Source organism: Microcoleus sp. AT3-A2, assembly GCF_036705685.1.
Lineage (GTDB): Bacteria > Cyanobacteriota > Cyanobacteriia > Cyanobacteriales > Microcoleaceae > Microcoleus.
In genome coordinates this window covers 1-26,646 of the sequence record NZ_JAUBVF010000062.1, presented here as the reverse complement: position 1 = coordinate 26,646, position 26,646 = coordinate 1, and the positions used below count along the sequence as shown (strand labels likewise).

The window sequence follows — 26,646 nt, the reverse complement described above, 5'->3', positions numbered from 1 at the left end:
TTTTGCATTTTGAGTGAGGTGGGCAAATGCCCACCCTACCAATAAACTATGCGCCGACAGATTCCTTCGCTGCGTAAAGCACCTCAACGGTAATCTTATCAATCCCCCGATCGCGCGCAAACTTCTCAGTATTGCGCTTCACCTTACCCCGCACAAAGCCAGGGATTTTATTCAACTCAGCCTGTCCATCCTTCGTCCAACCCATATCAGAATCAGCCGAAATACCCTTCGTAATCACTTCCTTGGTATCGTGGCCGCCGAAGATTTCCAGCAAGTGGTCTTCCATTCCCAAAGTGAAGGAATTGTAGACTAAATCTACGCACTGATTCGTGCCTTCATAACCCAAAAATGGCTTGTAGCCGATCGGGAAATTTTGGACGTGAATCGGTGCAGCAATTACGCCGCAGGGAATATCCAACCGCTTACCTACGTGGCGTTCCATTTGGGTGCCGAAAATTGCCGAAGGTTCCGCTTTGGCGATCGCATCTCCAATCGCCCCGTGATCGTCGGTGACGAGCACTTCATCGCAATACTCGCTTACCTGTTCCCGGAACCAGTCAGCATCGTGTTTGCAGTAGGTTCCAGCCCACACAACGTGGATTCCCATCTCGCGAGCCAAAATCTTCGTCATCGCCGCAGCGTGCGTATTATCGCCAAATACGACGGCTTTTTTGCCAGTTAAGTTTTGGCAGTCGATCGATCGCGAAAACCAAGCAGCCTGCGACACAAACCGAGTTTGTTGGTCAATAAAGTTTTCGTAATCAACATCCGCACCTTGAGCATTCAAAACTTGCTGAATCTTGCGGATACAGCGCGCCGTTTCTACCACACCCATCGGCGTAATATCCACCATCGGCGTGCCGAATTCTTTTTGCAAATACTCCCCGGCCATCATCCCCAATTCCCGATAAGGAACCAAGTTAAACCAAGCGCGCGGCAGTCTTTTTAAGTTGTGAACCGAAGCACCTTCGGGAATAACTTCGTTGACTTCAATGCCCAAATCTGCCATCAAACGTTTCAACTCGGTGCAGTCGTGCTGGTTGTGGAAACCCAGGGTAGACATACCGATAATGTTGACAGATGGTTTTTCGCTTTTGGCTTCTACTAAATCGCCTTTTTTGCGGGCTTTGTTAATGTAAAATTGGACGATTTGATCCAAAGTGCGATCGGCAGCTTGCAGTTCGTTTACCCGATAATGGTTAACATCCGCCAGCAATACATCGCCTTTGGCATCCAATTGAGCTCGTTCCACGAAGTTTTCCAAGTCTTCTTGCAGAATGCTGGAGGTGCAAGTCGGGGTGAGCACGATTAAATCTGGGTGTTCTTCTCTGTCTTTGCGGGTGATGTTGTCCACCACCCGTTCTTGCGAACCCCGCGCCAGTACGTGTCTGTCAACGACGCTGGTAGTTACTGGAGTGAAATCCCGTTCCCTCTCCAGCATGGAACGCATGACGTTAAAATAGTCGTCTCCAATCGGTGCGTGCATGATTGCATGGACGTTTTTGAAGGAAGTGGCGACGCGCAAAGTGCCGATGTGGGCTGGGCCTGCGTACATCCAATAAGCCAATTTCATAGGTTTTTTTCCTGGTGCTGGTTGAGAATTGCCCGATCGGGCGATTACTGCTAAATTTTAAGGTTGTTTCTGATTTTCTCACCGGATGAATCCTTGAGAAATACTAAGTTTCTGAGGATTTACACATTTGGGAAATGCTCAAACGCTTTGTCTGCTTGGCATTTGACTCGCAATTTAAACCACTTTACCTGGGTTTTATGGCAATAATTCTTAATCTTTCCTAAAATTTTCTTAAGAGTTAGGCAAATTTGATTAATGTAGGGTTCGCTGCCGCGCACCAGACAAGGTGCAATAATTGAGCATTTTTTGTCAAATTTACTCTGCTCAAACGGTCAATCGATTTTAGATTTTAGATTTTAGATTTTAGATTAAAGAATTGAAGGATTGACCCCACGGATAAATTCGGGGGTTCCTTTATGGGATACAGGTTTTTTATTTCTGGGTCCTGAGTCTGCGAAGGAATGAATCCGGGGGCTTGTATTTTGGATAATTTAGGTCAGTTAGTATTGTTAATCGATGGTCAAAATAGATAGAACTGAAGAAAATTTCAGATTCCGAAGCAACACTTACTTCCCTCAGCGCCTCGGTCGCGAAATATAGTTAAGATTTGCACCGGCCGATTTTTTTAAAGCACCCACAATTCGGGCCTTCTCACGGAAAAAAATACATCTTTCAGCACTTGCGTATTTTCACGAGATGTGGTGACACTCCACTAAAGTCAAGCGATTGCTTGGAATCTGAGATGATTTAGTTGTCAACATGGCGATCAAGCATTAGAGTAAATCCTTGCACAAATCCTGTATTTGTGATCTTGTTTACCTAACTGCTGAGGTGACGAAAGCCCCAGCGTGCTTTTGTCAGCAGTAGCTCTTTGCTGTCAAGGCCTGCTTTCCCACACATCCCAAAAGATAGCTCTTGAGCGATAATGAAGAATAACATAGGATTTACGAAAAGAAACCCGATTTACACGATAAAATCTTGGGTTTGTCAACGACTAGCAACGAAGAAACCGGGTTTCTAGCCCGCCGCGCGTCAGTCCTGTAACATTGACCAAGCACACCTAATTTGAGAGAACCCAACTATGATGGCAATTCCCGGCGTTGCAGTTCTCGCTCTCATTTATGAAAGCAGCACTTCCCTGGTTTACCGCGGCCACAACGAGCAGAACAACCAACCTGTTATTATCAAACTTATCAAAGAAGACTATCCGACTCCTGAAGAACTTAATAGATACAAGCGCGAATATGAGATCACTGCCAACTTAAGCCTGTTGGACGGAGTTGTGAAAGTGTATAAATTGCAACAGGTTAGAAATAGTCTGGCAATGATCTTAGAAGATTTTGGCGGGGAATCTTTAAAAATATTTATGGCTTCCCAAAAATTTACCATTTTAGGATTTCTGACTACGGCTATCAAAGTTGCTGAAACTTTGGGAGAAATTCACGGAAAAAATGTAATTCATAAAGATATCAACCCCTCTAATATAGTTTTTAATCCTGCTACAGGACAAGTTAAACTCATAGATTTTAGCATCTCAACTGCATCCAACCTGGAAAATATTCCCAATAAAAACCCTAATTTTTTAGAAGGCACTTTAGCCTATATGTCGCCCGAACAAACCGGCAGAATGAACCGGGTAGTCGATTACCGCACCGACTTTTATTCCCTCGGCGTGACATTCTATGAAATCCTGGCAGGACAACTCCCTTTTCCCACTACAGATCCCATGGAGTTAGTTCACTGTCACATCGCCAAACAGCCAGTACCTCTCGCTGAAATAGTCCCAGAAATTCCTAAAGCTGTTTCAGATATTGTGATGAAATTGTTAGCAAAAACCGCTGAGGAGCGTTATCAAAGTGCTTGGGGACTAAAAGCCGATTTGGAATCCTGCCTGTTTCAGTGGCAAACCTCTGGGGTTGTTTCTGAGTTTCCTCTCGGCAGCCAAGATATTTCCGACAAATTTCAAATCCCTCAAAAACTTTACGGCAGACAGCGAGAAGTTGAAACTCTTTTAGCGGCATTTGAACGGGTAGCAGCCACAAATAATCGAGGCTACCGCACCGACAATTCTCAAATTTCTGTCATCAAAAAAGAGAGCAAATCGAAAAAAGAAATTCCCTTGTCAGTTTTGGCGAGAGGACAGCATAAATCCCGCAGCGAGATGATGCTGATTGCCGGTTATTCCGGCATTGGCAAATCTGCAATGGTGAAGATTTTAGACAAACCTATCACTCGCAGACGTGGATATTTTATTTGGGGAAAGTTTGACCAGTACAAGCGAACTATTCCTTACTCGGCCGTTGTCAGCGCTTTTTCGGAATTGGTGCGGCAACTGTTAACTGAAAGCGAAGCTCAATTAGCAGTTTGGCGCGAAAAACTCCGCAGTTCCTTCGGTCAAAACGGGCAAATTATTATTGATGTCATTCCCGAAGTTGAACTAATTGTCGGAGCTCAGTCTCCTGTAGCTGAATTGGGACCGACGGAATCTCTGAACCGCTTTAATTTAGTATTTCAAAATTTCATTCGCGTATTTTGCCAGCCAGAACATCCGCTGGTCATTTTTCTCGACGATTTGCAGTGGGCTGATTCGGCTACTCTCAAATTGATCGAATTGATGATGACAGATGAAGCTACGCAATATCTGTTTTTAATTGGTGCTTATCGGGATAATGAAGTTAGTCCCACTCATCCTTTAATGATGACTTTGGAGACGCTGCGGAATCAGGAAGCTATCATTAATCAGATTGCTTTGTCGCCACTGGGGGTGGAAAACATAACTCATTTGATTGCCGAGACTTTGCACAGCGATCGAGAATCTGTCAAACCATTAGCTGAATTGGTAATCAGCAAAACCGACGGCAATCCTTTTTTTGTCAATCAATTCCTGCAAACATTGTATCAGGAAAACCTGCTAGTTTTTCACCCGCCCCAGTCGGGGAGCAAGGGCGGCTGGCATTGGGATATGACTCAAATTGAGCAGTGCGCTATCACTGACAATGTAGTAGATTTGATGGTACAAAAATTGAGAAAACTGCCAAGTTCAACGCAGCAAGTTTTGCGTTTAGTGGCTTGTTTGGGCAACGAATTTGACTTAAATACTCTTTCTTTAATTCATGAAAAAGAAGCCTCGGAAACTTTTTCTCACCTGTTGCCGGCGATTAAGTCGGGACTGATTCTGCCAACTTCGGAATTGGAAAGCAAGTCATTAGATTACGTGCTATTTCCGCTATTAATTCTGAATTATAAATTTTTGCACGATCGCGTACAACAAGCAGCTTACGCTCTGATTGACGACTCGCAAAAAAAGGCAGTTCACCTGAAAATAGGCAGGCAAATCCTAGAAAACACCCCGGCTGAATATCGCGCTGACAGAATCTTTGAATTAGTCGATCACTTGAATGTAGCTCGATCGCTAATTAAAGACGATCGAGAATTAATTGAACTGGCAACGCTAAATTTAGACGCGGCCCGCAGAGCCAAAGATGCCACTGCTTATGTTGCTGCCTTGCAGTATTTGACCGCAGGCATGGATGGTTTGAGCGCCGATATTTGGGATGCCCACTACGATTTAGCCTTTGCCTTGCACATGGAGCGGGCAAATGTTGAGTATTTAAACGGTTATTTCGAGAATTCTGAAGAATTTATTAATATAACTCTGGAAAAAGCGCGATCGCCCTTAGAAAAAGTAGAAATTTACAACCTGCTGATCGTGCAGTACACCCTACGGGCGAAGTACGAAGAAGCCGTTAAAGCCGGAATCCAAGCTTTGGACTTGCTAGGCATTGACTTGCCGCTAGACGGGCTACAAAAAGTCATATCCGAAGAATTTACAACAGCCACAAATATTTTAGCCGGTAGAGAAATAGCTTCCCTAATTGACGCCCCCGAAATGACTGTACCCGACAAAAAAGTTGCAGTCAAATTAATTACAAACTTGCTGACATCGGCGTACCTCAAAAATCCCGACTTGTGGAAAGTCAGCGTTTTAAAAGGAGTCAATCTTTCTCTACAATACGGTTTAGTACCCGAAGCCTCTCTTTGCTATGCTGGCTACGGTATGTTTTTAAACGCAGTTTCGGGAGATTACAAAGCTGCGTATCAATTCGGCTTGTTATCGCTGAATCTCAGCGAAAAATCTGGCAATATCGGCTTGAAGTGCAGAGCTTGTTCATCCCTGGTCAGTATTTTTTATTACTGGTTCAACCACATCAAAGATTCCCACGCAATCAGCAATGAAGGATATCAAGCAGCTTTAGAATCAGGAGATTTAGAGTATGCGGGTTATATCCTGTCCAACCGCATAGCTAACTCATTTTTTCAAGGTAAAGAAATCTCGCAAATTCTGGCAGACACGAGCAGGTATTTGCAGTTCAGCCAAAAAACCAAAAATCAGCTCGTAACCGATATATTATTAGGAGTAGAGTTAATCCTCCGTAACTTGAGCAAACTAACTCCTGAAAAGTTTGTATTTGAAAGCGAAGATATCAGCGAAGCTGAATACGTATACAACTGTCAAGCTCATCAAAATTTGTACTCGCTCTGCCTTTATCAGATTCGCAAATGCCAGGTAATGTACTGGTATGGCAACTTCAACGAAGCGCTACAACTAGCTTTTGAAGTAGAAAAACAGCTATCTTTTATTACCGGAGCGATACCCGCTACCGAATGGAATTTTTTCTTTTCTCTAACTTTAGCCGCCGTTTTCCCAAATGTTTCAGAAGACAAGCAAAAGGAATACTTGGAAAAGTTAGAGGAAAACCAAAAACAGATGAAAATTTGGGCAGACAACTGTGCAGAAAATTTTCTGCACAAGTACCTTTTAGTACAAGCAGAAATAGCCCGAATTTCCAAAAAAGATTCAGAAGCTGTAGAACTGTACGATTTCTCTATAAATTTAGCCCAAGACAATGAGTTTGTCCAAAATGAAGCGCTAGCTAATGAACTAGCAGCTAAGTTTTGGTTGAGTAAAGGCAAGTATCAATATGCCAAAATTCACTTGCGCGAAGCTCACTCGTGCTACTTGCGCTGGGGTGCAGTTCGCAAAGTAGAAGATTTAGAACAGAAGTATCCGCAGTTGCGGGAAATGACGCCGCTCAACGGAAGTTTTAACAACAGTCAAACTACCACAACTATTCATACTTCTACTGGCAGCGATGCGAGAGTGCTCGATTTGGCAACGGTAATGAAAGCATCTCTGGCGATTTCTAGCGAAATTGTCCTCGATAAGTTGCTGGCTTCTTTGATGAGAATCTCCTTAGAAAATGCGGGTGCTCAATTAGGTTTTCTGATTTTAGTCAGAGATGGTCAACTGTTGATTTCAGCTAAAGCGTCAGTCTTTGCTGAAGATGTAGCTGTGCTGCAATTTACGCCTGTTGGAGACTATCATGATTTACCTGTGACGGTGATTAATTATGTGGAAAGGACTCGCTCGGATTTGGTGTTGAGCAATGCGGCGGGTGAGGGACTATTCACAGCCGACCCTTACATCGCTAAACACAAACTGCAATCTATTTTGTGTACTCCAATCATCAATCAAGGCAAACTGATCGGCATTCTTTATTTAGAAAACAATTTGACTGTCGGAGCATTTACTCCCCACAGATTGGAAGTTTTAAGGTTGCTTTCTTCCCAAGTTGCTATTTCTTTGGAAAATGCTCTCCTTTACAACTCGGTTGAACAGAAAGTGCAAGAGCGGACGCAGGAGTTAAATGAAAAAAACGAGCGTTTAGAACAAACTTTGCGCGAGTTGAAACTAACTCAAGCTCAATTAATCCAAACGGAAAAGATGTCTAGTTTGGGGCAAATGGTGGCTGGTGTAGCTCACGAAATTAATAATCCTGTAAGTTTCATCTACGGCAATCTTAATCCGGCTAGCGAATACGTTAAAGACTTGCTAAAATTGATTGATCTTTACCAGCAGCACTATCCCGAACCTGCTGATGAAATCTTAGAGGAAATTGAAACAATTGAGCTGGAATTTTTGAGCGAGGATTTGCAAAAGCTGCTGGATTCCATGAAAGTAGGAGCGGAAAGAATCCGAGATATTGTGCTAAGCTTGCGGAATTTCTCTCGCCTCGACGAAGCGCAAATGAAGTCGGTAGATATCCATCAAGGCATAGACAGTACGGTGATGTTGCTGCAACCGCGCCTGAGAAAAGAGGGCGGGCGTTTGGGAATTGAGGTGATTAAAAATTACAGCACGCTACCCCTAATTACTTGTTATGCGTCTCAGTTGAATCAGGTATTTATGAATATTTTGACAAATGCGATCGATGCTCTCCTCGTAGCAAGAGATTGCCCGGAAAACTCTCATCAACAGCCTACGATTACAATTTCTACAGAGGTGACTGACAGGAATTCTGTCATCATTATAATTGCCGACAGCGGGCCGGGAATGAGCACTGAGGTGCTGCACAAGATATTCGATCCATTTTTTACAACTAAGCCCGTGGGTTCGGGAACTGGTTTGGGATTGTCTATTTCTCATTCGATTGTTGTTAGTTCCCACGGCGGAAAATTGACTTGCGTTTCTGCACCCGGAGAGGGAAGCGAGTTTATTATTGAAATTCCGATCGCCCCCAGGCAAGTTTTGTAATCGGCCCTACTATCAAGCAACATCCCCAAATCAATCCCAGTTAGCAACCCTTAACAATCCGGCCACGCCTTGCATTTACTAAACTTTGAATTCGCAATTCAAGCTCGGCGAAAACTCTGCATTAAAGTCGATCGCTCTGGTTTCGACAAAAGCGCGATCGCCCTTTTGCAGCCGCACTGAGGACTTTTCATTACGACGAGGGATGCTCCGGCAAAGCATAAAAACTGTCAGATTTTTAATTAAAAAAGTAAATATTGTTTGTATCTTCATGATCGAACGGTAGATAGTAGATCATACTCAAATAAAAGTAATTTTAGAGCATGAAAATACGTCACTTCGGCAAAACTAAGGCGATCGGATTGCAGCTCATACTGATCGTGCCATTTGTTTTGCAAATCTTTGGAGCGGTCGGTCTGGTGGGATATTTGTCGTTCAAAAATGGGCAAAAAGCGGTAAACGATTTGGCGGATCGGTTGATGGATCGAACCAGCAGTACGGTGAATCAACATCTGAATGCTTATTTATCTATTCCGCATCAAGTGATTCGGATTAACGCCGATGCGATTCGGATGGGATTGCTAGATGTGCGCGATCGCCAAACCGTCGGTAAGTATTTCTGGCACCAAATGCAGGCCTATGACCTGACTTACATCGGCATCGGACTGACGACTGGTTATGGGGCCGGAGCCGCACGCTACGACGGCAAAAACGTCGTGATCGATGATTGGAGTCCTAAACCTCTAAACAATCTCCAAACCTACGCCACCGATGACCGGGGTAATCGTACCCGTATCGTTAGTGTAACTAATTGGAGTAGCTTTACTGAACCCTGGTACGCCGAACCCGTGAAAGCAGGTAAACCTATTTGGTCGCGGATCTATACCTGGAATTATCCCGGTCATCCTTATATTGTTGCCTCGGCGGGTCGCCCCATCTATGACACAAATAATCGCTTGCTAGGAATGGTTGGAGTCGATATCCATCTGTTGAAACTGAGCGATTTCTTACGGAATATAGATGTCAGTAGCTCAGGGCAGGTTTTCATCATGGAACGAAATGGGCTGTTGATCGCAAATTCTGCGAAAGAACAACCCTTTACCACCGTTAAAGACGAGATTCGGCGTTTGAAGGCGATCGACAGTCCCAATCCCATAGTGCAGGGAATTGCCAAACAAATCCAGCAACGCTTCAAAGGGTTTCAATCCATTTCTAAAGACACGGATCTCCGACTTGATTTTCAGGGAGAACTCTACTATGTGCAACTCACTCCCTGGCGCGACCAATATGGATTGGATTGGTTAGTGGTGGTGAGTGTGCCAGAAAGCGAATTCATGGCACAGATTGATGCCAATACTCGCACCACAATCTTGCTCTGCTTAGCAGCATTGGGGGTAGCTTGTATGATGGGCGTTCTCACCTCCGGCTGGATTGCCCGTCCGATTCTGCGACTGAATCGGGCGAGTGAGGCAATAACATCTGGCAACTTCGACCAAGCTGTAGAAAACAGCCGTATTCAAGAACTCAATGCCCTTGCCAACTCCTTTAACCACATGGCAAGACAACTGCGCGAATCGTTTACCGCCTTAGAAAAAAGTAATGCAGAATTAGAAGACCGGGTGGAATACCGCACCGTTGAACTCAAAAACGCCCTAATTGAACTGCAACGCACCCAATCACAGATAATTCATAGCGAAAAAATGTCTAGTTTGGGGCAAATGGTTGGTGGAGTCGCCCACGAAATTAACAACCCGGTCAACTTCATTCACGGCAACCTCGTCCATACACAGCAATACACCCAAGATTTGTTAAAGTTCGTGCAGCTTTATCAACAGCACTATCCTAACCCTGCTGACGAAATTCAAATCGTAGCCGAAGAAATCGACCTGGAGTTCTTGCAAGAAGACCTGCCCAAAATGCTGTCTTCGATGAAAATGGGTACCGATCGCATCCGCCAAATTGTCCTGTCGTTGCGGAACTTTTCACGGATGGACGAAGCAGATTTTAAAGCAGTGGATATCCATGAGGGTATTAACAGCACCCTACTGATTTTGCAACACCGCCTCAAAAATAGACCGGAACGACCGTCTATTGAGGTGATTCAAAACTACGGTTCTCTACCCCTGGTGGAATGCTACGCCGGACAACTCAATCAGGTGTTTATGAATATTCTCACCAATGCGATCGATGCTCTCCTCGTAGCAAGAGATTACCCGCAAAACTCTCATCAACAGCCTACGATTACAATTTCTACAGAGGTGACTGACAGGAATTCTGTCATAATTAGAATTGCCGACAGCGGGCAGGGGATAAGCACTGAGGTGCTGCACAAGATATTCGATCCATTTTTTACAACTAAGCCTGTGGGTTCGGGAACTGGTTTGGGATTGTCTATTTCTCACTCGATTGTTGTCAGTTCTCATGGCGGAAAATTGACTTGCGTTTCTGCACCCGGAGAGGGGAGCGAGTTTATTATTGAAATTCCGATCGCCCCAGGCAAGTTTTGTAATCGGCGCCACCATCAACCCACAGCAGGGCTGAAAGAGTAATGATGTTTCAGGGAAAATGGAAGAATAAACGTCTCTACCTCTCTTTATCTGCGTAAATCCGCGTCCATCCATTGTCATCTGCGGTGAATACATTCTCTTTTTTTTACCGCCGATGAGGGCAGATCAACACAGATTAACGCAGATGAATTAGATAAATTTCGGTGACGCAGATCGTGATTGTTGACCATTCTGCGAAGCTGAGTGGGCATTGCTGTTGTAGGAATTAATAAAATAAATTAGTGATAAAGTTTCCAACATTCTCGTGCAATTTCCGAATCCTCCTGTGTATGAATTACCAAAATTCTCACCGCTGAATCCACTGTCGCAATATCTTGATCAATCGGTGACTGTTGATTTTTATCCCCATCCAATTTTAACCCGATAAATCCAAAAGCTTCGCAAGCAGCAGCCCGCACAACAGCAGAATTTTCCCCAACTCCCGCCGTAAAAATTAAAGCATCCAACCCTCCTAAACTCGCTAGCATGGCACCAATTCCGGCACGCAAACGATGGATGTAAATATCCAAAGCAAGTTGAGCTCTCTGATTACCTTGGGCGATCGCATCTCCTATCTGCCGCAGATCGCTAGACACCCCAGAAATACCTTTTAAACCAGAATTTCGATTGAGAATACCATCAAGTTTCTCAGCAGTAAAATCGGATTGTTTTAATAGATGAATGAGGATGCCTGGATCGATCGAACCCGATCGACTTCCCATCATTAAACCTTCCAAAGGCGTAAATCCCATCGTCGTGTCAACACTCCAGCCACCGCGAATGGCTGCCAGAGAACATCCGTTGCCCAAATGACAGCTAATCAACCGCAAATCTGCCAAATCTTGACCCAGAATGTCGGCGGCCCGACGCGCGCAATATTGATGGCTAATCCCGTGAAAACCGTAGCGCCGAATCCCATTTTCCAGCCATTCATAGGGGCCGGGATAAACAAAGGCTGCGGGCGGCAATTGTGCGTGAAAAGCTGTATCAAATACTGCTACTTGCGGCACATTGGGGAGGATTTTTTCAATCGCTTCGATACCTTCGAGGTTAACCGGATTGTGGACAGGGGCGAAAACTGATAAACGGGCGATCGCCTTTTTAACATCCGGCGAAATTAACGTACTTTGCTGATAATCTTGTCCGCCGTGTACGACGCGGTGACCGACAATATCAATCTCTTTTAAATCGTTAATTGTTTGAGTTTTTCCCTTGCAAAGACTCTCCAGCATTCGAGAAATAGCATCTTTGCGAGAGTCTGAGGCAAACTCCTCTTCAAGTCGATCGCCTTTTGCTGTTTTGACTTTCAACTCTGCGATACCCTGCTGGTGATTCCAATCAATTTGAGCTGACCAGAGGGGTTGCAAAGGTCGATCGGGCAGGACATCGTTTAACTCGTAAAGACAGCTTTTTTGACTGCTAGAACCCGCATTTAACACCAGTATTTTCATGCTTTATTATGTCCTGTTGATTTGTTCTTTCGATCGCTAGGCGATTGAAATCGCGTCTTGTCAAACTTTCGTCCGCCTGCACAGACTAAGAAGTCTTGAGATCATGGGAAAATTATTAAGAAAAATGTCGAAAAATTAACTATTAATGCAATGTGTAGCTAACAGTTGCATTTTTTTGATATATCTTCTATGCAGATTTTCATTTACTAAAGTTTAAGGAGCCGATCGATGTTTACACCAATTTTACTTGCCACTGTCGCCAGAACCGTAGAGTGGAGCCCCACGATCGGTTTGATTATGATTCTTTGCAATATTTTAGCTATTGCGATCGGCAAATCAACCATCCAAAAGCCTCACACAGGCCCAGCAATGCCCTCATCCAGTATGTTCGGCGGTTTGAGTTTAGGTGCAGTTGTGGGAACTATGGCCTTTGGTCATATTTTGGGAGCAGGTACTATTTTAGGATTGTCTTACATAGGCGCGATTTAGTTTCAGACACTCAGGGTAGGCAGTGCGCGCACCCTACCCGTAATTTCAAGTACCGGGTAAATTCCGCAGAGTTTCATCCATGTACGATCGATCGCCCAAAACCTCCAGCAGCGGCCCACGAACATCAAACTTAACAATACTGACAGAAGCTGCTAAAGCGGCAATTCGATAGCGATAACGTCCCAAATCAATCCCCAAGAGACTGCACAGAATAATTCTAATAGTCGCCTTGTGCGAGACAACCAAAACATTACCGCTCTTGTACTTTTCCTGAATTTCTGCGATAACTAACGACGATCGGCTAGCAATTTCCACGGAAGTCTCGCCGCCATTCGGTGCATTCCAAGCAGGTTCAGTCAGCCAATTAATATAATCTTCTTCATAGTCTTTTTTGACCTCTTCTACTGTTTTGCCTTCCCACTCACCGTAATTAATTTCCCTCAGTCCGTCGCGAAGCTGCATTTCAATTCCCACAGCATCGCACAAAGGTTTTGCAGTAGCAATTGTGCGTTTCATCGGACTGACATAAACAGCCTCCCAGGGCAATTTTGCGTAAGTGGCGGCAAACTGTTCTGCCATTTGAGAACCTGCGGGCGTTAATTCTGGATCGATATGGCCGCAGAAACCGCCAGTCTTGCTGTAAGTCGTTTCACCGTGTCGGACAAAGTAGATTTTTAAGCTCATATATACCACTTTTATTTGATTGTTGAAAGAGACTTCTATTGAACTAACCGCAGAGGAAGATCGCCTGTAGGGACAAGGGAATGCGGTGTCCTAATCCCCGATCGTGTGCCGGACACGGCATTGCCGTGTCCCTACCCAGAATATCGCTATCCAGGCGCACCCGATCGCACAGTTTGTTGTGCAGTCGCCGCCGGATCTTTCGTTTCCTGCGGCGGTTCCGGCGAAACCGGGCCCGCGTGCGGCCACTTCCAGTCGCGGATTTCCGGCATATCATCGCCGTGCTTGGTGATATACTGCGTGTGCTCGATCAGCTTGTCACGGATAGCTTGTTTGCCGTAAGCTGCTACAGAACTCAGTTTCGGAACGCGATCGAGTACATCTCCAACTAAATGGAATCGATCGAGGTCATTAACCACCACCATATCAAACGGCGTCGTAGTCGTACCCTCTTCCTTGTAACCCCGAACGTGAATATTCGAGTGATTCGTCCGGCGGTAAGCCAATCGGTGAATCAGCCAAGGATAGCCGTGAAAAGCAAAAATCACAGGCTTATCTTTCGTGAACAAACTATCAAAATCCTTGTCAGACAAACCGTGGGGATGTTCTGTCGAAGGCTGAAGAGTCATCAAATCCACCACATTAACCACCCGCACTTTTAAATCCGGATAATCTCGGCGGAGAATGTCAACAGCAGCCAAAGTTTCCAGCGTCGGAACATCACCCGCGCAAGCCATCACCACATCCGGTTCGCCACCTTTATCGTTGCTAGCCCACTCCCAAATACCGATGCCGGCCGTACAGTGTTTAATCGCAGCATCCATATCCAAATACTGCAATGCCGGCTGCTTCCCTGCAATAATCACGTTGACATAGTGGCGGCTGCGGAGACAGTGATCCGTTACTGACAGCAAAGTATTCGCATCAGGCGGCAAATAAATCCGCACAACTTCCGCTTTCTTGTTAATTACGTGGTCGATAAAACCCGGATCTTGGTGAGAAAAACCGTTGTGGTCTTGCCGCCAAACGTGAGAAGTTAGCAGGTAGTTGAGAGAGGCGATCGGTCGGCGCCAAGGAATATCGTTAGTAGTTTTCAACCACTTGGCGTGTTGGTTGAACATCGAATCGATAATGTGAATAAACGCCTCGTAACAAGAGAAAAAGCCGTGGCGTCCCGTCAGCAAATAGCCTTCCAGCCATCCCTGACATAGATGTTCGCTGAGGACTTCCATCACCCGGCCGTCGGGGGAAATGTGGTCGTCTTCCGGCAAAATTTCCCCCGCCCACACCCGGTCCGTCACTTCAAACACCGGATCGAGGCGGTTTGAGGCCGTCTCGTCAGGCCCGACAATGCGGAAATTCGCGTTTTCCTGATTCAGTGTCATCACCTCTCGCAGGAAGCGGCCGGAAACGCGGGTTGCTTCTGCCATTACAGTGCCCGGTTTTTGCACGTCAACGGCATAGTCTTCAAATTCTGGCATTTTCAAGTCTCGCAGCAGCAGGCCGCCGTTAGCGTGGGGATTTGCCCCCATCCGCCGAGATCCCTTGGGCGCGAGTTCCGCCAATTCGGGAATTAACTTGCCCTTTTCGTCGAAGAGTTCTTCCGGCTTATAGCTTTTCATCCAATCTTCCAGCAGTTGGACGTGTCCCGGCTTAGAAGCCATTTCCGAAAGTGGGACTTGGTGCGATCGCCAATAATCCTCAGTTTTCTTACCGTCAACTTCCTTCGGCCCCGTCCAGCCTTTGGGAGTTTTCATCACAATCATCGGCCACTGGGGACGGCCGGAATAGCCCTCCGTCCGGGCTTTTTCCTGAATCGCCTTAATTTCGCCGATCGCGGTATCGAGAGTTGCAGCCATCAACTGGTGCATCGTTTCCGGGTCTGAACCTTCCACCCAATAAGGTTTGTAGCCATAACCGACCATCAAACTTTCCAATTCCTCGCGCGGAATGCGGGCCAACACGGTTGGATTGGCAATTTTGTAGCCGTTCAAGTGCAAAATCGGCAACACGGCCCCGTCCCGAACCGGGTTGAGAAACTTGTTAGAGTGCCAGCTAGCAGCCAGCGGGCCAGTTTCCGCTTCCCCGTCGCCGACAACTGCCGCCACAATCAAATCGGGATTGTCGAAGGCCGCCCCGTAAGCGTGGACGAGGGCGTAGCCGAGTTCGCCGCCTTCGTGAATCGAACCGGGGGTTTCCGGGGCGACGTGGCTGGGGATACCGCCGGGAAAGGAGAATTGTTTGAACAGCCGCTGGATACCCTCTTCATCTTGGGAAATGTTCGAGTAATATTCGGTATAAGTGCCTTCGAGATAGGTGTTGGCGACCAAGCCCGGCCCGCCGTGTCCAGGGCCTGCGATGTAGATGGTGTTGAGGTCTTGGGCTTTGATGATCCGGTTGAGGTGAACGTAGATGAAGTTGAGGCCTGGAGTGGTGCCCCAATGTCCGAGGAGTCTCGGTTTGACGTGTTCGATTTTGAGGGGTTCTTTGAGTAGGGGGTTGTCGAGGAGATAGATTTGTCCGACGGATAGGTAGTTTGCCGCCCGCCAGTAGGCGTTCATTTTATGTAGTTCTGAGTCGGAAAGCGGCTTTAATTGCGGGATCTCGGTTGTTCCTAGCATCATCAGCGATTGACTCCTAAGTTGTGCTTGTTTTGTAAAGTGCGATCGAGAAGTGCGATCGATATTAATTTGTTATTTGTGACATTTTGTATTTAAACTCCATGTCTTCCACGCAAACTATTGAATTCTAGCTTGTTTATGCCTCCATCAAAGTTTAAATTAATGTTAATTTATAGCTAAATATCGCACGACTTTGATGCAATAAAGCGGGCTACTTGCGGGGATCAAGGGATTCAGTAATACATAATAGGATTTACACAAGATTTTTGGTAGGCTGTACACTCCGCACTGAGCCGTAGTATATGTTGCGAGTGGTGGGATGTGTTGTGCAAGTCCCCAAAAAGATACTTCTCAAGGTAGAACTCGTAATGATTTATATGTGAATTAAATTTTATTTATGCAGGCGAATTGTCCGCTGACTCCTTTTCTGCTAAAGTTTTGTATGTTCGTCATATCAAAGTTCTCGTTAGCTTAGCTTATGGAGGTACTTAAATCATACTCATCTTGAATATTCTTGATTCGGAAACTAGCATTAAATTTTTTCTTAAACAGACTTTGTAGCTGTTGTATACTTGTTGTCTGTTTTGGCACTCGTGTAGACACGACAAAACATAGCTTCTTAATCTTTTGGGGATTTTCCGAAAGTAATTTAATAGTTGATTCTATTTGTTTAACCGCCTGTGCAATATCGCTTCCTTTCAACTCTACATATATTTCTACTGCATCAGAAGGAATGAGTGCGTAGTCGCAACGCAAAGTCTCATTGTCACTAATAACGCAGCCATCAACCTTAATTATTAATATTTCGTCTTGATTCGGGTTGAGGAACGTTATTTTACTTTTGTTTTCCTGCAAGACAATCTTGGTGTCGGATCTATGTTCCTCACACTCTGGAAGACTTTTCATATACGATTCAAACTAAGTTGAGAAGTTGATCGAATTCAATAGCTAGTTCATCAGAAACAGAATCAATTACTCGCGCGTCAATCAACCCAGTATCAGGACACATAATACTCTGGCATTTTCCATCGCTCAAAACATAGGCTGAGAGATCGTCAACATCTAATGATTTGTATCTAGATACAATCTTTTCTAGTTGATGTTGTATATCTTCGCTGGACTCTTCATAAAGAAGCCCAGCCTGGAGTAGATTATTAAGTGCTGTCAGGACATAGGGACTATGGGTAGTGATAAAGAATTGAAGTTGCTCTGGGCGAGAATTAAAGACAGTAGCGATCAACTCGACAATATTACGCTGTGCACTTGGAAATAAATGCGCTTCCGGCTCCTCAATATACACTGTCTGACCGACTGGAGGGGAAGCTAGTAAAGGTAGTGCAGCTAGCATAATTGTCAGAGGCAATGTTTCCTGTTGACCCGAAGATGAGTTCGCAATACTAATACGTCTTCCATCTGCCACCTCCAGAAAATCTTTGCCTTTTTCGTGTATGTGCTTACCACATAAAGACTGCTCTATTAGCCTGTTTATTTCCTCTAGTATATCTTTTGTATATTTATCTTCAACATCAACTTCATATTGTATACCCAAATTTTTTATCCCTTCGTATGTTGAGCCAAAGGATCTTAGAAATGGATCTAAGGTATTATTGCTTGACAGAATAGAAAAAATATTGCTCTGAAGATTAGAGAAAAATGAGCGGCCAGCAGGAATAAAAAGCTGATTGAAGGCTGCCTCTCGACCAATGGATCTGCCTAAACTTTCTACTAAGTGTTCTTTTAAAATGTTTTGGGATAAAAATAAAGTATAAATAATATCAAAACTAGGAGCTATTTCAGAGCCTTTCTCTCTGGTTTTTTTGAGTAAATTGCGTAGGTCGGCCAATTCTTTCTTGAAAAAATCTGAATAGCTGAGGGAAATTCTACCTTTGGTATCCTGTTTTCTCCTAACTTCTATAAAAACATTGGAAATTTCATACCTGATAAAAAAATCTTGTTTTCCCCAACAATCAGGAGGAAAATATTCCTCAAACGTCTTGGAATAGTTTGAATCTAGATTGCGTTTTGTCTGCTCATTCTTTACAACCGATAAAATTTCCCATACGAAGTTCTTAAAATAAAAAAGGAGTTTAGCGCAAACACTCTTACCGCTGGCTTGAGGACCAATAAGTATATTTATTCGTTTGATTTGAATTTCTAAATTTTGGATACCACAAAAGTTTCTAATTATTAATTTTTCAGCCATAATTGGGAATCAAGTATGGTAAGGGCTTCTATCATCTTAACATACAAATTTAATTTTTATGGTTAAAGTTGTCACATTTGTGTTAATAAACCGAATTAGTCACCCTAGGAAAAACTTTAAACAACTCTCATTAATATCAAGATGGATTTCTACGATTTGTACCAATATACTTTGGGATTACCGCAGTTTTTTCGTGAAAGTCGATCGCCCATATCGCCTTTCTGGTCGCTGAGGAGATTTTAGACCAACGTGCGGTTAGTGATAGGGAAAGGAATTACCGAAACCCTAAAATAATACCATTTTTACAAAGTTTGGCTAGAAAATAAGTGTTGGGTTTATTTACATCGGCTCTCGATCGCACAGGTGCGGCTCTGTGAGATTGTCGATATGCTGCGTTAGGGGTTGTTTATGGCGGCGCATCCTACGACTACTTAGCAGATGCTACAAAGTAAACTCAAGCAATCTCAATCCGAAAATCACTGCATCGGTTTGATTGCTGGCTAGATGCCATCGCCAATATTTCCGGCTGAAAAAACTTAGGAGGCGACTAAAACAGGACTCTCTGAAATCCGGCAAACATTGGACACAGTTGGCTGCTGGGAAACGACTCGCAGTTCGTGAGGATAGCGGGGACGGGGGTCATTTTCTAACCAGATGGGCGGTACCATCATTACTTCATAGTAAGCGATCGTATCGAAAACACCTGGCTGGGACTTCAACTCCACTGTCAAGCCCGCTCGGTACTCAAATGCTTCTTCCCAGTCTAGGTTTTCATTGATACCCATAGCGATCGCGCCTCTTAATCTTGTTTCTTTTCTCCATTGTAGAGCACTACATAAAGCATTCGGTACTTTCTGTTGCTTATGATACAATTTTTAACCTTATATGTTCGTTCCCTGACAATTCAAGAGAGAAGAGCAATTGTCAATAAGTAAATAGGATGATTTTGCTGACGGGTGACAAGTAAGCCCAAAAGCGAGCCCTGACAAGCGTTTGAGTTGAGATGTCTCAAAAAGAATAAGGGCGATCGAACCGCGCAGACGTTTATGAGACAAAGGAAGAGAACCGAAGAGAATTTTAAGGACGGAAGTACAAACCAACTTTTGCCAGCTTGGCTAATATTTTATAAATAAAGAAACTCGGTTTTTTTAATAAACCGGGTTTCGGGATGAGTGAAAACTAAACTAATTTCACTTGTTTTTCTTCTTTGTCGCTGTCGCCGTATTTTTAGCAAGCGAGATCCTTCTTCATTTCTTTTTGGCAGATGTCTAATACTAAAAGTAAAATATGGCATAATATGAATATTAGTTTCATAGCTTTGCACCTATGACCGCCCAAATCACCCTAAATTTGCCAGATGAAGTCTATCACCAAGCAGAATTGCTAGCGCAGCAACGCCACCGCACCGTGAGTGAGATTCTAGTAGAAACTCTGGAAAATTTTCTCTTACCAACCGCTAAACCAGTATCAGCACTGTCTGATTCAGAAGTAATCACTCTGACTCAACTCCGGCTGCAACCAGTCCAAGAACAACGATTGAGTGAATTGCTAGACCGCCAACAATCCGGTACGATCGCATCTGTAGAACGCGATGAATTGCAGGCATTAATCCACATATATGAAACTCGACTATTGCGACAAGCTCAAGCCTTAAATGAAGCTGTGCGGCGCGGCTTGCTCGAACCATTGAAAGGATAATCAAAATGGCAATTTCTGAACAAGTTAGAGCCAGAGTTCGCGCACAAGCTCAAAATCGGTGCGGTTATTGTCGCAGTTTACAAATGTATGTCCTGGGAATATTGGAAATTGACCATATTATTCCTAAAGCGATTGGCGGTACTGACGAGGAAGAAAATCTCTGGCTGGCTTGTAGTCTATGCAATAATTACAAAGGAACCCAAACTGACGCATTAGATCCGGTCACGCAAAAGCACGTTAAGTTGTTTAATCCGCGCACTCAACAATGGTCACAAAATTTTGCTTGGAGTGAAGACGCTACAGAAATTATTGGACTTACCGATTGCGGCCGCGCCACAGTAACAGCACTACAACTAAACAATCCTATTGCTGTTACTGTCAGGCGTCAGTGGGTTAGTGCTGGATGGCATCCGCCCACAGACATTTCTCCTTAAAAGGTTTGAGGGTCACAAATGGTCGATCGCACATATCGCTTTTGTTGCGATCCAGGAGATTTGAGACCAGCGCGAGGTGAGGGATATGGGGTTTGGGCGATCGATCGCCCAAACGCGCATCAAGTCGTTTCATCCGCGCACTTAACGGAAAGAAACTCCCGAATGATTGGTACTAGTAGTTTTTCAAACTGAATAAAATCTTCTTTTTCTGTTCGTTGACATACCCATTCACAGAAGATTTTCTTGTTCAACGTCTTCGTGATACTTTCCCCACCATCTCCTGTGTCTTTAGTGTTTACGTTGTAAAAATCGTCTTTAAACAATTCAACTGGCAAAAGATTTTCAATACCTTTTTTGGCTTTGGTATTTGTGGTATTCTGAGGTATGCAACGAATTGAGAGAGAGCCAACATTGTCAGGCTGTTTATTTGTATCACAGTCGTAAAGCAATAATACTCGTCGGGGAAAGCGGTTTTGATTATTCTTTAGAAATTTTCCTGCCGTGTCCAAGTGGGTGCACCCGCTACCTTCTGCACCGTTTTTTCCTGGCTTGCCAACCTGATCGATTTCTAATTGCTCTAGAATATCTGTATGCCCTAACAATTCCAAGGCTTTTTTGATGTAAGCAACATCTGTCTGTCCCTCGGTTAATACTAAAGGTTTAGATGTTGCTAACACTTGTTTTTCAACTGCATCCTCGAAGATTTGCGTCTGACGATAGAACTCAAATGATTTCTGAAACTCCTCAAATCTTTCGGTACTAATTTTATGACCTGTGGGCATTTCTAAAATCTGAATACCGTCAGCACCAAACTCACGCTCCATACCAAGCAGAAAAAGTGGTGCGTGTGAGGTAATGATAAATTGTACTTTTGGAAATAGCTTAACTAGCTTAGGAAGAACTTGGTACTGCAAATCTGTATGTAAATGAGCATCGATTTCATCAATTAAGACAATTCCATTAATTTCAGTTAGGTTAATACTTTTGCTAGCGTCTGTCCGATCTGCATAGCGGATGATTGTAGCAAAAAGATTAAACAGTAAAGCCTGTCCTGCTGAAAGGTGCCTAAATGACGGAACTATAACCCCATTTCCAAACTTGATGCTAAGTCGTCCATCTACCGCATTCCGATAATTCAGAATCATTTCAACATTTTCGTCTTCAAGAACTGAACGAAGCAACAACTCAACATTTTCTCGTCCAGCCCTGAGTGAACGCTTCTCTTCCATATTGGATGGGAGGTCATATTGTGGTTGGGAAATAGCGTCCGAAGTATGTGATGACAAACGTACATCTACGAGCGAGTCAAATAAAATATCCATCAACCACTGCTGATTGTCTTCGGCAGCCCGTTCAACAATCAGCGGTTTTCCAAGTATTCTTGATATCCGTTGATTATTGCCAAACAGAGGTTTATCCTCTACTGCACTAACATTCAACCAATGGGGACGCTCATTGCGAGAGGATGGAAAAAAACAGACTGTTCCTGTTCGGAAAAAAGTTTCAATCTGCTTCTCATCTCCTGTAACGAACTTACAAGGTACTTCATTTTCTTGCAATAGCTCAAATCGACCTCTTAGGTTCATAGCGTAGCTCGGTAGATCGATATCACCAACTTTCTCTAGATAACAAAACTTACTGTCTGCATCTGAGAATTCTAGGAAACCCAGGCTGCTGCCAGATAAAGAGCGGGTATCTCCACTACTCATTAATTTTAAAAACGGACTAGACCCCATCTGCTGTCCTATCGCTATATCACTAAACTTCTTCTTCGCTAATTCTGCTAGCGCATCAAGAACATAGGCTAAAAAAATGGTCTTTCCTGTTCCATTCTTACCTACCATAATCACCGGTTTTGGATTTCCCAAAGAATCTAAATCCAACTCAACATCGAACTTAGGAATCGGTCCAACATTTTCAATGAAACATTTGCGGAGATACATCTTAAATATTTAAGCTTTAAGGAATTTGGGACACATTAATATTATATCTGTCTTTGCATAAACTTGTACTTGTATTTAAGCAATTATTCTGATAGCTTGTAACTGTATGAGATGTAAATTCGATCGCTCTACTACATTAAAACCCAATTTGAAGGACTGAAGTCTTTACTACAAACCTACGTTGGTCAAATATTTTAACAACAAAGAAACCCGATCGCACTTGGGGCGATGCCCCCGTGCCTACCGGGTTTATGGGATGACAGAAAACTCAACTAATTTTACTTAGTTGTTTTCTTGGCTGTTGTCGCAGTCGCCGTCTTTTTAGCAGTGGTTTTCTTCGCCGCAGTCTCCGTCTTTTTAGCAGTGGTTTTCTTCGCCGCAGTTTCTGACTTCGCCGCAGTGGTTTTCTTCGCAGTAGTTGTTTTCTTCGCCGCAGTTTCCGATTTCGCCGCCGCAGTCTTGGTTGACTTCTTCGACTTGCTACTAGATTTTCCGCCGCCCGCTGCTTCCTTCGCTGCTAACAAATCCAGTGCTTTTTGTAAGGTGAAATTCTCCACAGATTCATCCTTAGCCAAAGAAGCATTGATATCGCCGTGTTTGACGTAGGGCCCATAACGGCCGTCGTAAACATTGATAAGTTCTCCCGATTCTGGATGCGCGCCCAATTCCTTCAAAGGTTTAGCTGTTTTGCTGCTGCCGCGGGCGGCTTTCGGCTGCGATAATAACTCTAAAGCCCGATCGAGCTCGATCGTCAAAACATCATCCGGCGGCTTGATCGATCGATAATCTTTCCCCACCTTACCCTGGTCATGCACCACATAAGGCCCGTACATCCCCAAATTAGCTTGCACCTTCGCCCCCGTCTCCGGGTGAGTGCCCAACAACCGAGGTAAAGTCAACAAACTCACCGCCATATCCAGCGTCACGCTATCCTTATCCGTCCCCTTCGGTAAAGAAGCCCGCTTCGGTTTCTTGTTCGTTTCCGAAACTTCCCCTAACTGAACGTATGGCCCATAACTGCCAATCAGCACATAAATCGGTTCCCCGGTTTCCGGGTGGAGTCCCAATTTTTCCGGGCCTTCCGTTTTTTGCTTTAACAGAAACTCCACTTGTTCCGGATCTAAATCTGCCGGGGTCAAATCTTGGGGAATCGATGCTTTTACGACGCCTTCTTCGCTTTCCGATTCCAGATATGCGCCGAATTTGCCGATGCAAACTTTGGCGGTGAGATTCTCCAACACCACAGTTCGGGCAACTTTCGCATCAATCTGGCTTTCCTGTTCTTTGACTTGGGTTGCGAGTCCGGTTTCCCCTGTATAAAACTTTTGCAAATACGGCAGCCATTTCGCCTCGCCGGTGGCAATTTCATCGAGGGTTTGTTCCATTCGGGAAGTAAAACCGGTGTCTACTAAATCAGGAAAATGTGTTTCCAATAAAGTGGTGACGGCGAAAGCGGTGAATGTCGGAATTAGGGCATTAGCTATTAATTTGGCATATCCCCGATCGACAATTGTACCGATAATACTCGCATAGGTACTCGGACGGCCCACACCTTCGCTTTCCAGCATTTTCACCAGAGAAGCTTCCGTGTAGCGGGCGGGAGGTTGAGTTTCGTGGCCAACTGCCTCTAAATCCTTACAATTAGGTTTATCCCCCACCTTCAGCGCCGGCAAAATCACCTCTTGGTCTTCCAACGCCGCATTCGGATCGTCGGAACCTTCCACGTAGGCCCGCAAAAAGCCTGGAAAATCAATGCGTTTGCCGCTGGAACGGAAACCGGCATCTTCTACCTGAGTTAATACAGTGACGTGAGTTTGGCGGGAATCGGCCATTTGAGAAGCGACTGTCCGCTTCCAAATCAAATCATAGAGGCGGAAATCAATCCCATCCAATCCCGTTTGCTGCGGAGTCCGAAAAGTGCTGCCTGCTGGACGGATAGCTTCGTGGGCTTCCTGGGCGCCTTTGCTTTTCGTCGTGTATTTGCGCGGTTGGGGGCTGAGGTATTCGCTGCCGTAAAGTTCTTGCACGCAACTGCGCGCCGCTGTGATCGCCTGTTCGGACAAATGCACCGAATCCGTCCGCATATAGGTGATAAAACCGCGTTCGTACAGACTTTGGGCAATCCGCATAGTTTCCCGCGCACCCAGCCTCAGTTTGCGGTTAGCTTCCTGCTGCAAAGTCGAGGTCGTAAACGGCGGCGAGGGTTTCCGGGTGACTGGCCGTTCTTCAATATTCCCGACAGTCCAAGGTTTGTTTTGAATGCGTGAGAGTAAAGCCCGCGCCTGTTCTTCGTTCAGCAAAAGTACACGCCGGCCTGCGATAATTTGCCCGGTATTTTCATCAAAATCGCTGCCATTTGCAACTTTTACATTGCCGACAGTCACGAGTTTGGCATCAAAAGAAATCTTGCCCTTTTCCAAAAGGGCTTTTAAATCCCAGTAACTACCTTGGCGGAAAGCGCGGCGTTCCCGTTCTCGGCGCACCAAAAGCCTGACTGCGACTGACTGCACTCTACCGGCCGACAAACCCCAAGCAATTTTTTTCCACAGTAGCGGAGAGAGTGTGTAACCGACGAGTCTGTCTAGAATTCGGCGAGTTTCTTGGGCTTGTACAACTCGATTGTCGATATCGCGGCAGTGAGTCAAAGCATCGCGGATAGCTTCGCGGGTGATTTCGTGAAACACCATCCGCTTGATGGGCACTTTGGGTTTGAGGATTTGCAGCAAATGCCAGGAAATGCTTTCGCCTTCCCGGTCTTCGTCAGTGGCTAGAATCAGTTCTGTGGCGTCTTTGAGGGCGTCTTTGAGTTCTTTAACAATTTTCTTTTTATCTTTCGGGATGACGTAGAGGGGTTCAAAGTCTGCCTCCACGTTTACGCCGAGTTGCGCCCATTTTTCTCCTTTAACCGCTTCTGGTATTTCTTCGGCGGAGGATGGTAGGTCGCGGACATGGCCCATCGATGCCTCTACACGGTAGGTGGAGGGCAGGAAGTTGCGGATGGTACGGGCTTTTGTGGGAGATTCGACGATGACTAAGGTTGACATGGCATCTTTTAAATATGGATGGCAGCGCAGCTAGAGGGTCTAAATTACAGAGTGTAGGTCAGATGTCAAGGCTTCTTTCAACTTTGGGCGATTATTTTCAAACTACCTTAATTTTTAACTTACTGCCGATCGGGTGGCAGGTAACAATGTGATGGGATTTTACTGCTTTGGGGGCAGAGGCTGCGAATCGCGTCTCTACAAGATGCACGGGATGATGACCTGACTTTAGCAGAATTGTCGCTAACTGGATGTTGAGACTGCTGGATGCGGGCGGATGGTTCCTCAATCTAGTTGTAACTTGAAGGTTGGAGAAGGTTGGGGCGATCGATTTTAGATTTTAGATTTGAGATTTTAGATTGGGAAAAATTTACTGAGTATAGGTTTTGGGCTTTGGTACAGTACGCTGTGCAGCATCAGCGTGGCGATCGCAAAAAAAGCAATCACAGAGGATTAAAATTAATTGAGCGATCGCTCAATTCTATCAACAATGCTATGAGATTTGAATTCGACCATCTTTTCATCCTTACTGATATTGGTGCTTCGGAAGCTAATCGTTTATCCTCATTCGGTTTAGTTGAGGGTGGATCTCGCATTCATCGCGGACAAGGTACAGCCAATCGCTGTTTCTTTTTCCATAACGCAATGTTGGAATTGTTATGGATTCACGATCCAGAAGAGGCGAAGTCGGAGCGAATTCATTTGACTCGTCTTTGGGAGCGATCGACAAATCGGAATAATGCTGCGTGTCCATTTGGCATCTGTTTGCGTCCAGCCAAAGGTTCTGAGGACACAGTTGCATTTTCTAGTTGGGCATATCGTCCACCTTATTTATCTGAAACGATGAGTATCGCAGTAGGAACAAATAGTGATGTTTTGACTGAGCCCATGCTTTTCCAAATTTCCTTTAGTCAACGTCCAGATCAATACTCTGCTGATAAGTCACAGCCTTTGGATCATAGTGTTGGTTTCCGGGAAATTACTCGTGTAGAATTAGTCAGTCCTGCTGCCAATAATCCGTCACCTGAACTTCAAGCAGTCCTTGAAACAAATCAGCTAAAGTTACGGATAGGAACCGAGTATTTTGTGGAGCTTGGTTTTGATGGAGAAGTGCAGGGACAACAGGTAGATTTTCGGCCAGGATTGCCGCTTATTATCAGTTGGTAATCTCAAGCCGTAAAACAATTAATAATATGGCTTCAGTATCGAACGAGCTGCGATCGATCGTACAGAATGCGGACTGACAAGTTCAGGAACATTAGAGGCCATTGAGAATTTACCAAGTTTGCTGAGTAAACTAGTACAGCTCGGCGTAAATACACAGACTATTAGGCCGCCAAGACTTTACCCTTATATGTCCACTTAAAAGGCTTT

At 44.7% G+C, this 26,646-nt stretch carries 16 protein-coding genes; 6 read left to right on the top strand and 10 right to left on the bottom strand.

The features are described from left to right. Positions 1-46 precede the first annotated feature (46 nt). The gene (gene bchB / locus QUB37_RS24350) at positions 47-1,573 is read right to left on the bottom strand and encodes a ferredoxin:protochlorophyllide reductase (ATP-dependent) subunit B (protein ID WP_190659189.1); all 1,527 of its coding nucleotides are present in this window, start codon (positions 1,571-1,573) and stop codon (positions 47-49) included. Between the two features lie 1,081 nt (positions 1,574-2,654). On the opposite strand from bchB, the gene QUB37_RS24345 reads away from it, so the two are divergent. Continuing rightward, complete coding sequence (locus QUB37_RS24345) at positions 2,655-8,168, top strand: AAA family ATPase (RefSeq protein WP_333167074.1); 5,514 nt, start codon at positions 2,655-2,657, stop codon at positions 8,166-8,168. Between the two features lie 320 nt (positions 8,169-8,488). Continuing rightward, on the top strand, positions 8,489-10,714 hold the full coding sequence (locus QUB37_RS24340; protein WP_333167072.1) for an ATP-binding protein: 2,226 nt from the start codon (positions 8,489-8,491) through the stop codon (positions 10,712-10,714). A 236-nt stretch (positions 10,715-10,950) separates the two neighbouring features. Here QUB37_RS24340 and QUB37_RS24335 read toward each other — a convergent pair whose 3' ends face one another. Then, on the bottom strand, positions 10,951-12,162 hold the full coding sequence (locus tag QUB37_RS24335) for an acetate kinase (RefSeq protein ID WP_333167070.1): 1,212 nt from the start codon (positions 12,160-12,162) through the stop codon (positions 10,951-10,953). 228 nt (positions 12,163-12,390) lie between these two features. Here QUB37_RS24335 and psaK point away from each other — a divergent pair, with 228 nt between their 5' ends. Then, positions 12,391-12,651 (top strand): photosystem I reaction center subunit PsaK, encoded by a 261-nt coding sequence (gene psaK, locus QUB37_RS24330; RefSeq protein ID WP_333167067.1) that lies wholly within the window; start codon positions 12,391-12,393, stop codon positions 12,649-12,651. 45 nt (positions 12,652-12,696) lie between these two features. Here the strand turns inward: psaK and QUB37_RS24325 are convergent, their stop codons facing one another. From QUB37_RS24325 to QUB37_RS24305, 5 genes are all read right to left on the bottom strand, one after another. After that, the gene (locus tag QUB37_RS24325; RefSeq protein ID WP_333167066.1) at positions 12,697-13,335 is read right to left on the bottom strand and encodes a histidine phosphatase family protein; all 639 of its coding nucleotides are present in this window, start codon (positions 13,333-13,335) and stop codon (positions 12,697-12,699) included. A 146-nt stretch (positions 13,336-13,481) separates the two neighbouring features. Further along, positions 13,482-15,956: a phosphoketolase family protein gene (locus tag QUB37_RS24320; protein WP_333167064.1), complete on the bottom strand. Its 2,475-nt coding sequence runs from the start codon at positions 15,954-15,956 to the stop codon at positions 13,482-13,484. Between the two features lie 468 nt (positions 15,957-16,424). Next, entirely contained in the window at positions 16,425-16,859 is a 435-nt protein-coding gene (locus tag QUB37_RS24315) for a hypothetical protein (RefSeq protein WP_333167062.1), read from the bottom strand. Between the two features lie 7 nt (positions 16,860-16,866). Beyond that, positions 16,867-18,156: an AAA family ATPase gene (locus QUB37_RS24310; RefSeq protein ID WP_333167060.1), complete on the bottom strand. Its 1,290-nt coding sequence runs from the start codon at positions 18,154-18,156 to the stop codon at positions 16,867-16,869. 536 nt (positions 18,157-18,692) lie between these two features. Continuing rightward, entirely contained in the window at positions 18,693-18,941 is a 249-nt protein-coding gene (locus QUB37_RS24305) for a hypothetical protein (RefSeq protein ID WP_333167058.1), read from the bottom strand. 541 nt (positions 18,942-19,482) lie between these two features. Here QUB37_RS24305 and QUB37_RS24300 point away from each other — a divergent pair. Both QUB37_RS24300 and QUB37_RS24295 read left to right on the top strand, forming a co-directional pair. Continuing rightward, positions 19,483-19,854 carry a hypothetical protein gene (locus QUB37_RS24300; RefSeq protein WP_333167055.1) on the top strand — a complete coding sequence of 124 codons (372 nt, stop codon included), beginning with the start codon at positions 19,483-19,485 and terminating at the stop codon, positions 19,852-19,854. 5 nt (positions 19,855-19,859) lie between these two features. Continuing rightward, on the top strand, positions 19,860-20,288 hold the full coding sequence (locus QUB37_RS24295) for an HNH endonuclease signature motif containing protein (RefSeq protein ID WP_333167053.1): 429 nt from the start codon (positions 19,860-19,862) through the stop codon (positions 20,286-20,288). Here QUB37_RS24295 and QUB37_RS24290 read toward each other — a convergent pair. The 3 genes from QUB37_RS24290 to topA all read right to left on the bottom strand — a co-directional run bounded on the left by QUB37_RS24290 (position 20,248) and on the right by topA (position 25,275). Further along, positions 20,248-20,421: a hypothetical protein gene (locus QUB37_RS24290; protein ID WP_333167051.1), complete on the bottom strand. Its 174-nt coding sequence runs from the start codon at positions 20,419-20,421 to the stop codon at positions 20,248-20,250. The genes QUB37_RS24295 and QUB37_RS24290 overlap by 41 nt on opposite strands. Next, positions 20,408-22,231, bottom strand: coding sequence for an AAA family ATPase (locus QUB37_RS24285; RefSeq protein WP_333167049.1), 1,824 nt, complete (start codon positions 22,229-22,231; stop codon positions 20,408-20,410). Before QUB37_RS24285 ends, QUB37_RS24290 begins: the two co-directional genes overlap by 14 nt. Positions 22,232-22,509: 278 nt before the next feature. Next, positions 22,510-25,275: a type I DNA topoisomerase gene (topA, locus tag QUB37_RS24280; RefSeq protein ID WP_333167047.1), complete on the bottom strand. Its 2,766-nt coding sequence runs from the start codon at positions 25,273-25,275 to the stop codon at positions 22,510-22,512. 315 nt (positions 25,276-25,590) lie between these two features. On the opposite strand from topA, the gene QUB37_RS24275 reads away from it, so the two are divergent. Beyond that, on the top strand, positions 25,591-26,439 hold the full coding sequence (locus QUB37_RS24275; protein ID WP_333167045.1) for a VOC family protein: 849 nt from the start codon (positions 25,591-25,593) through the stop codon (positions 26,437-26,439). The last annotated feature ends 207 nt before the right edge of the window (positions 26,440-26,646 follow it).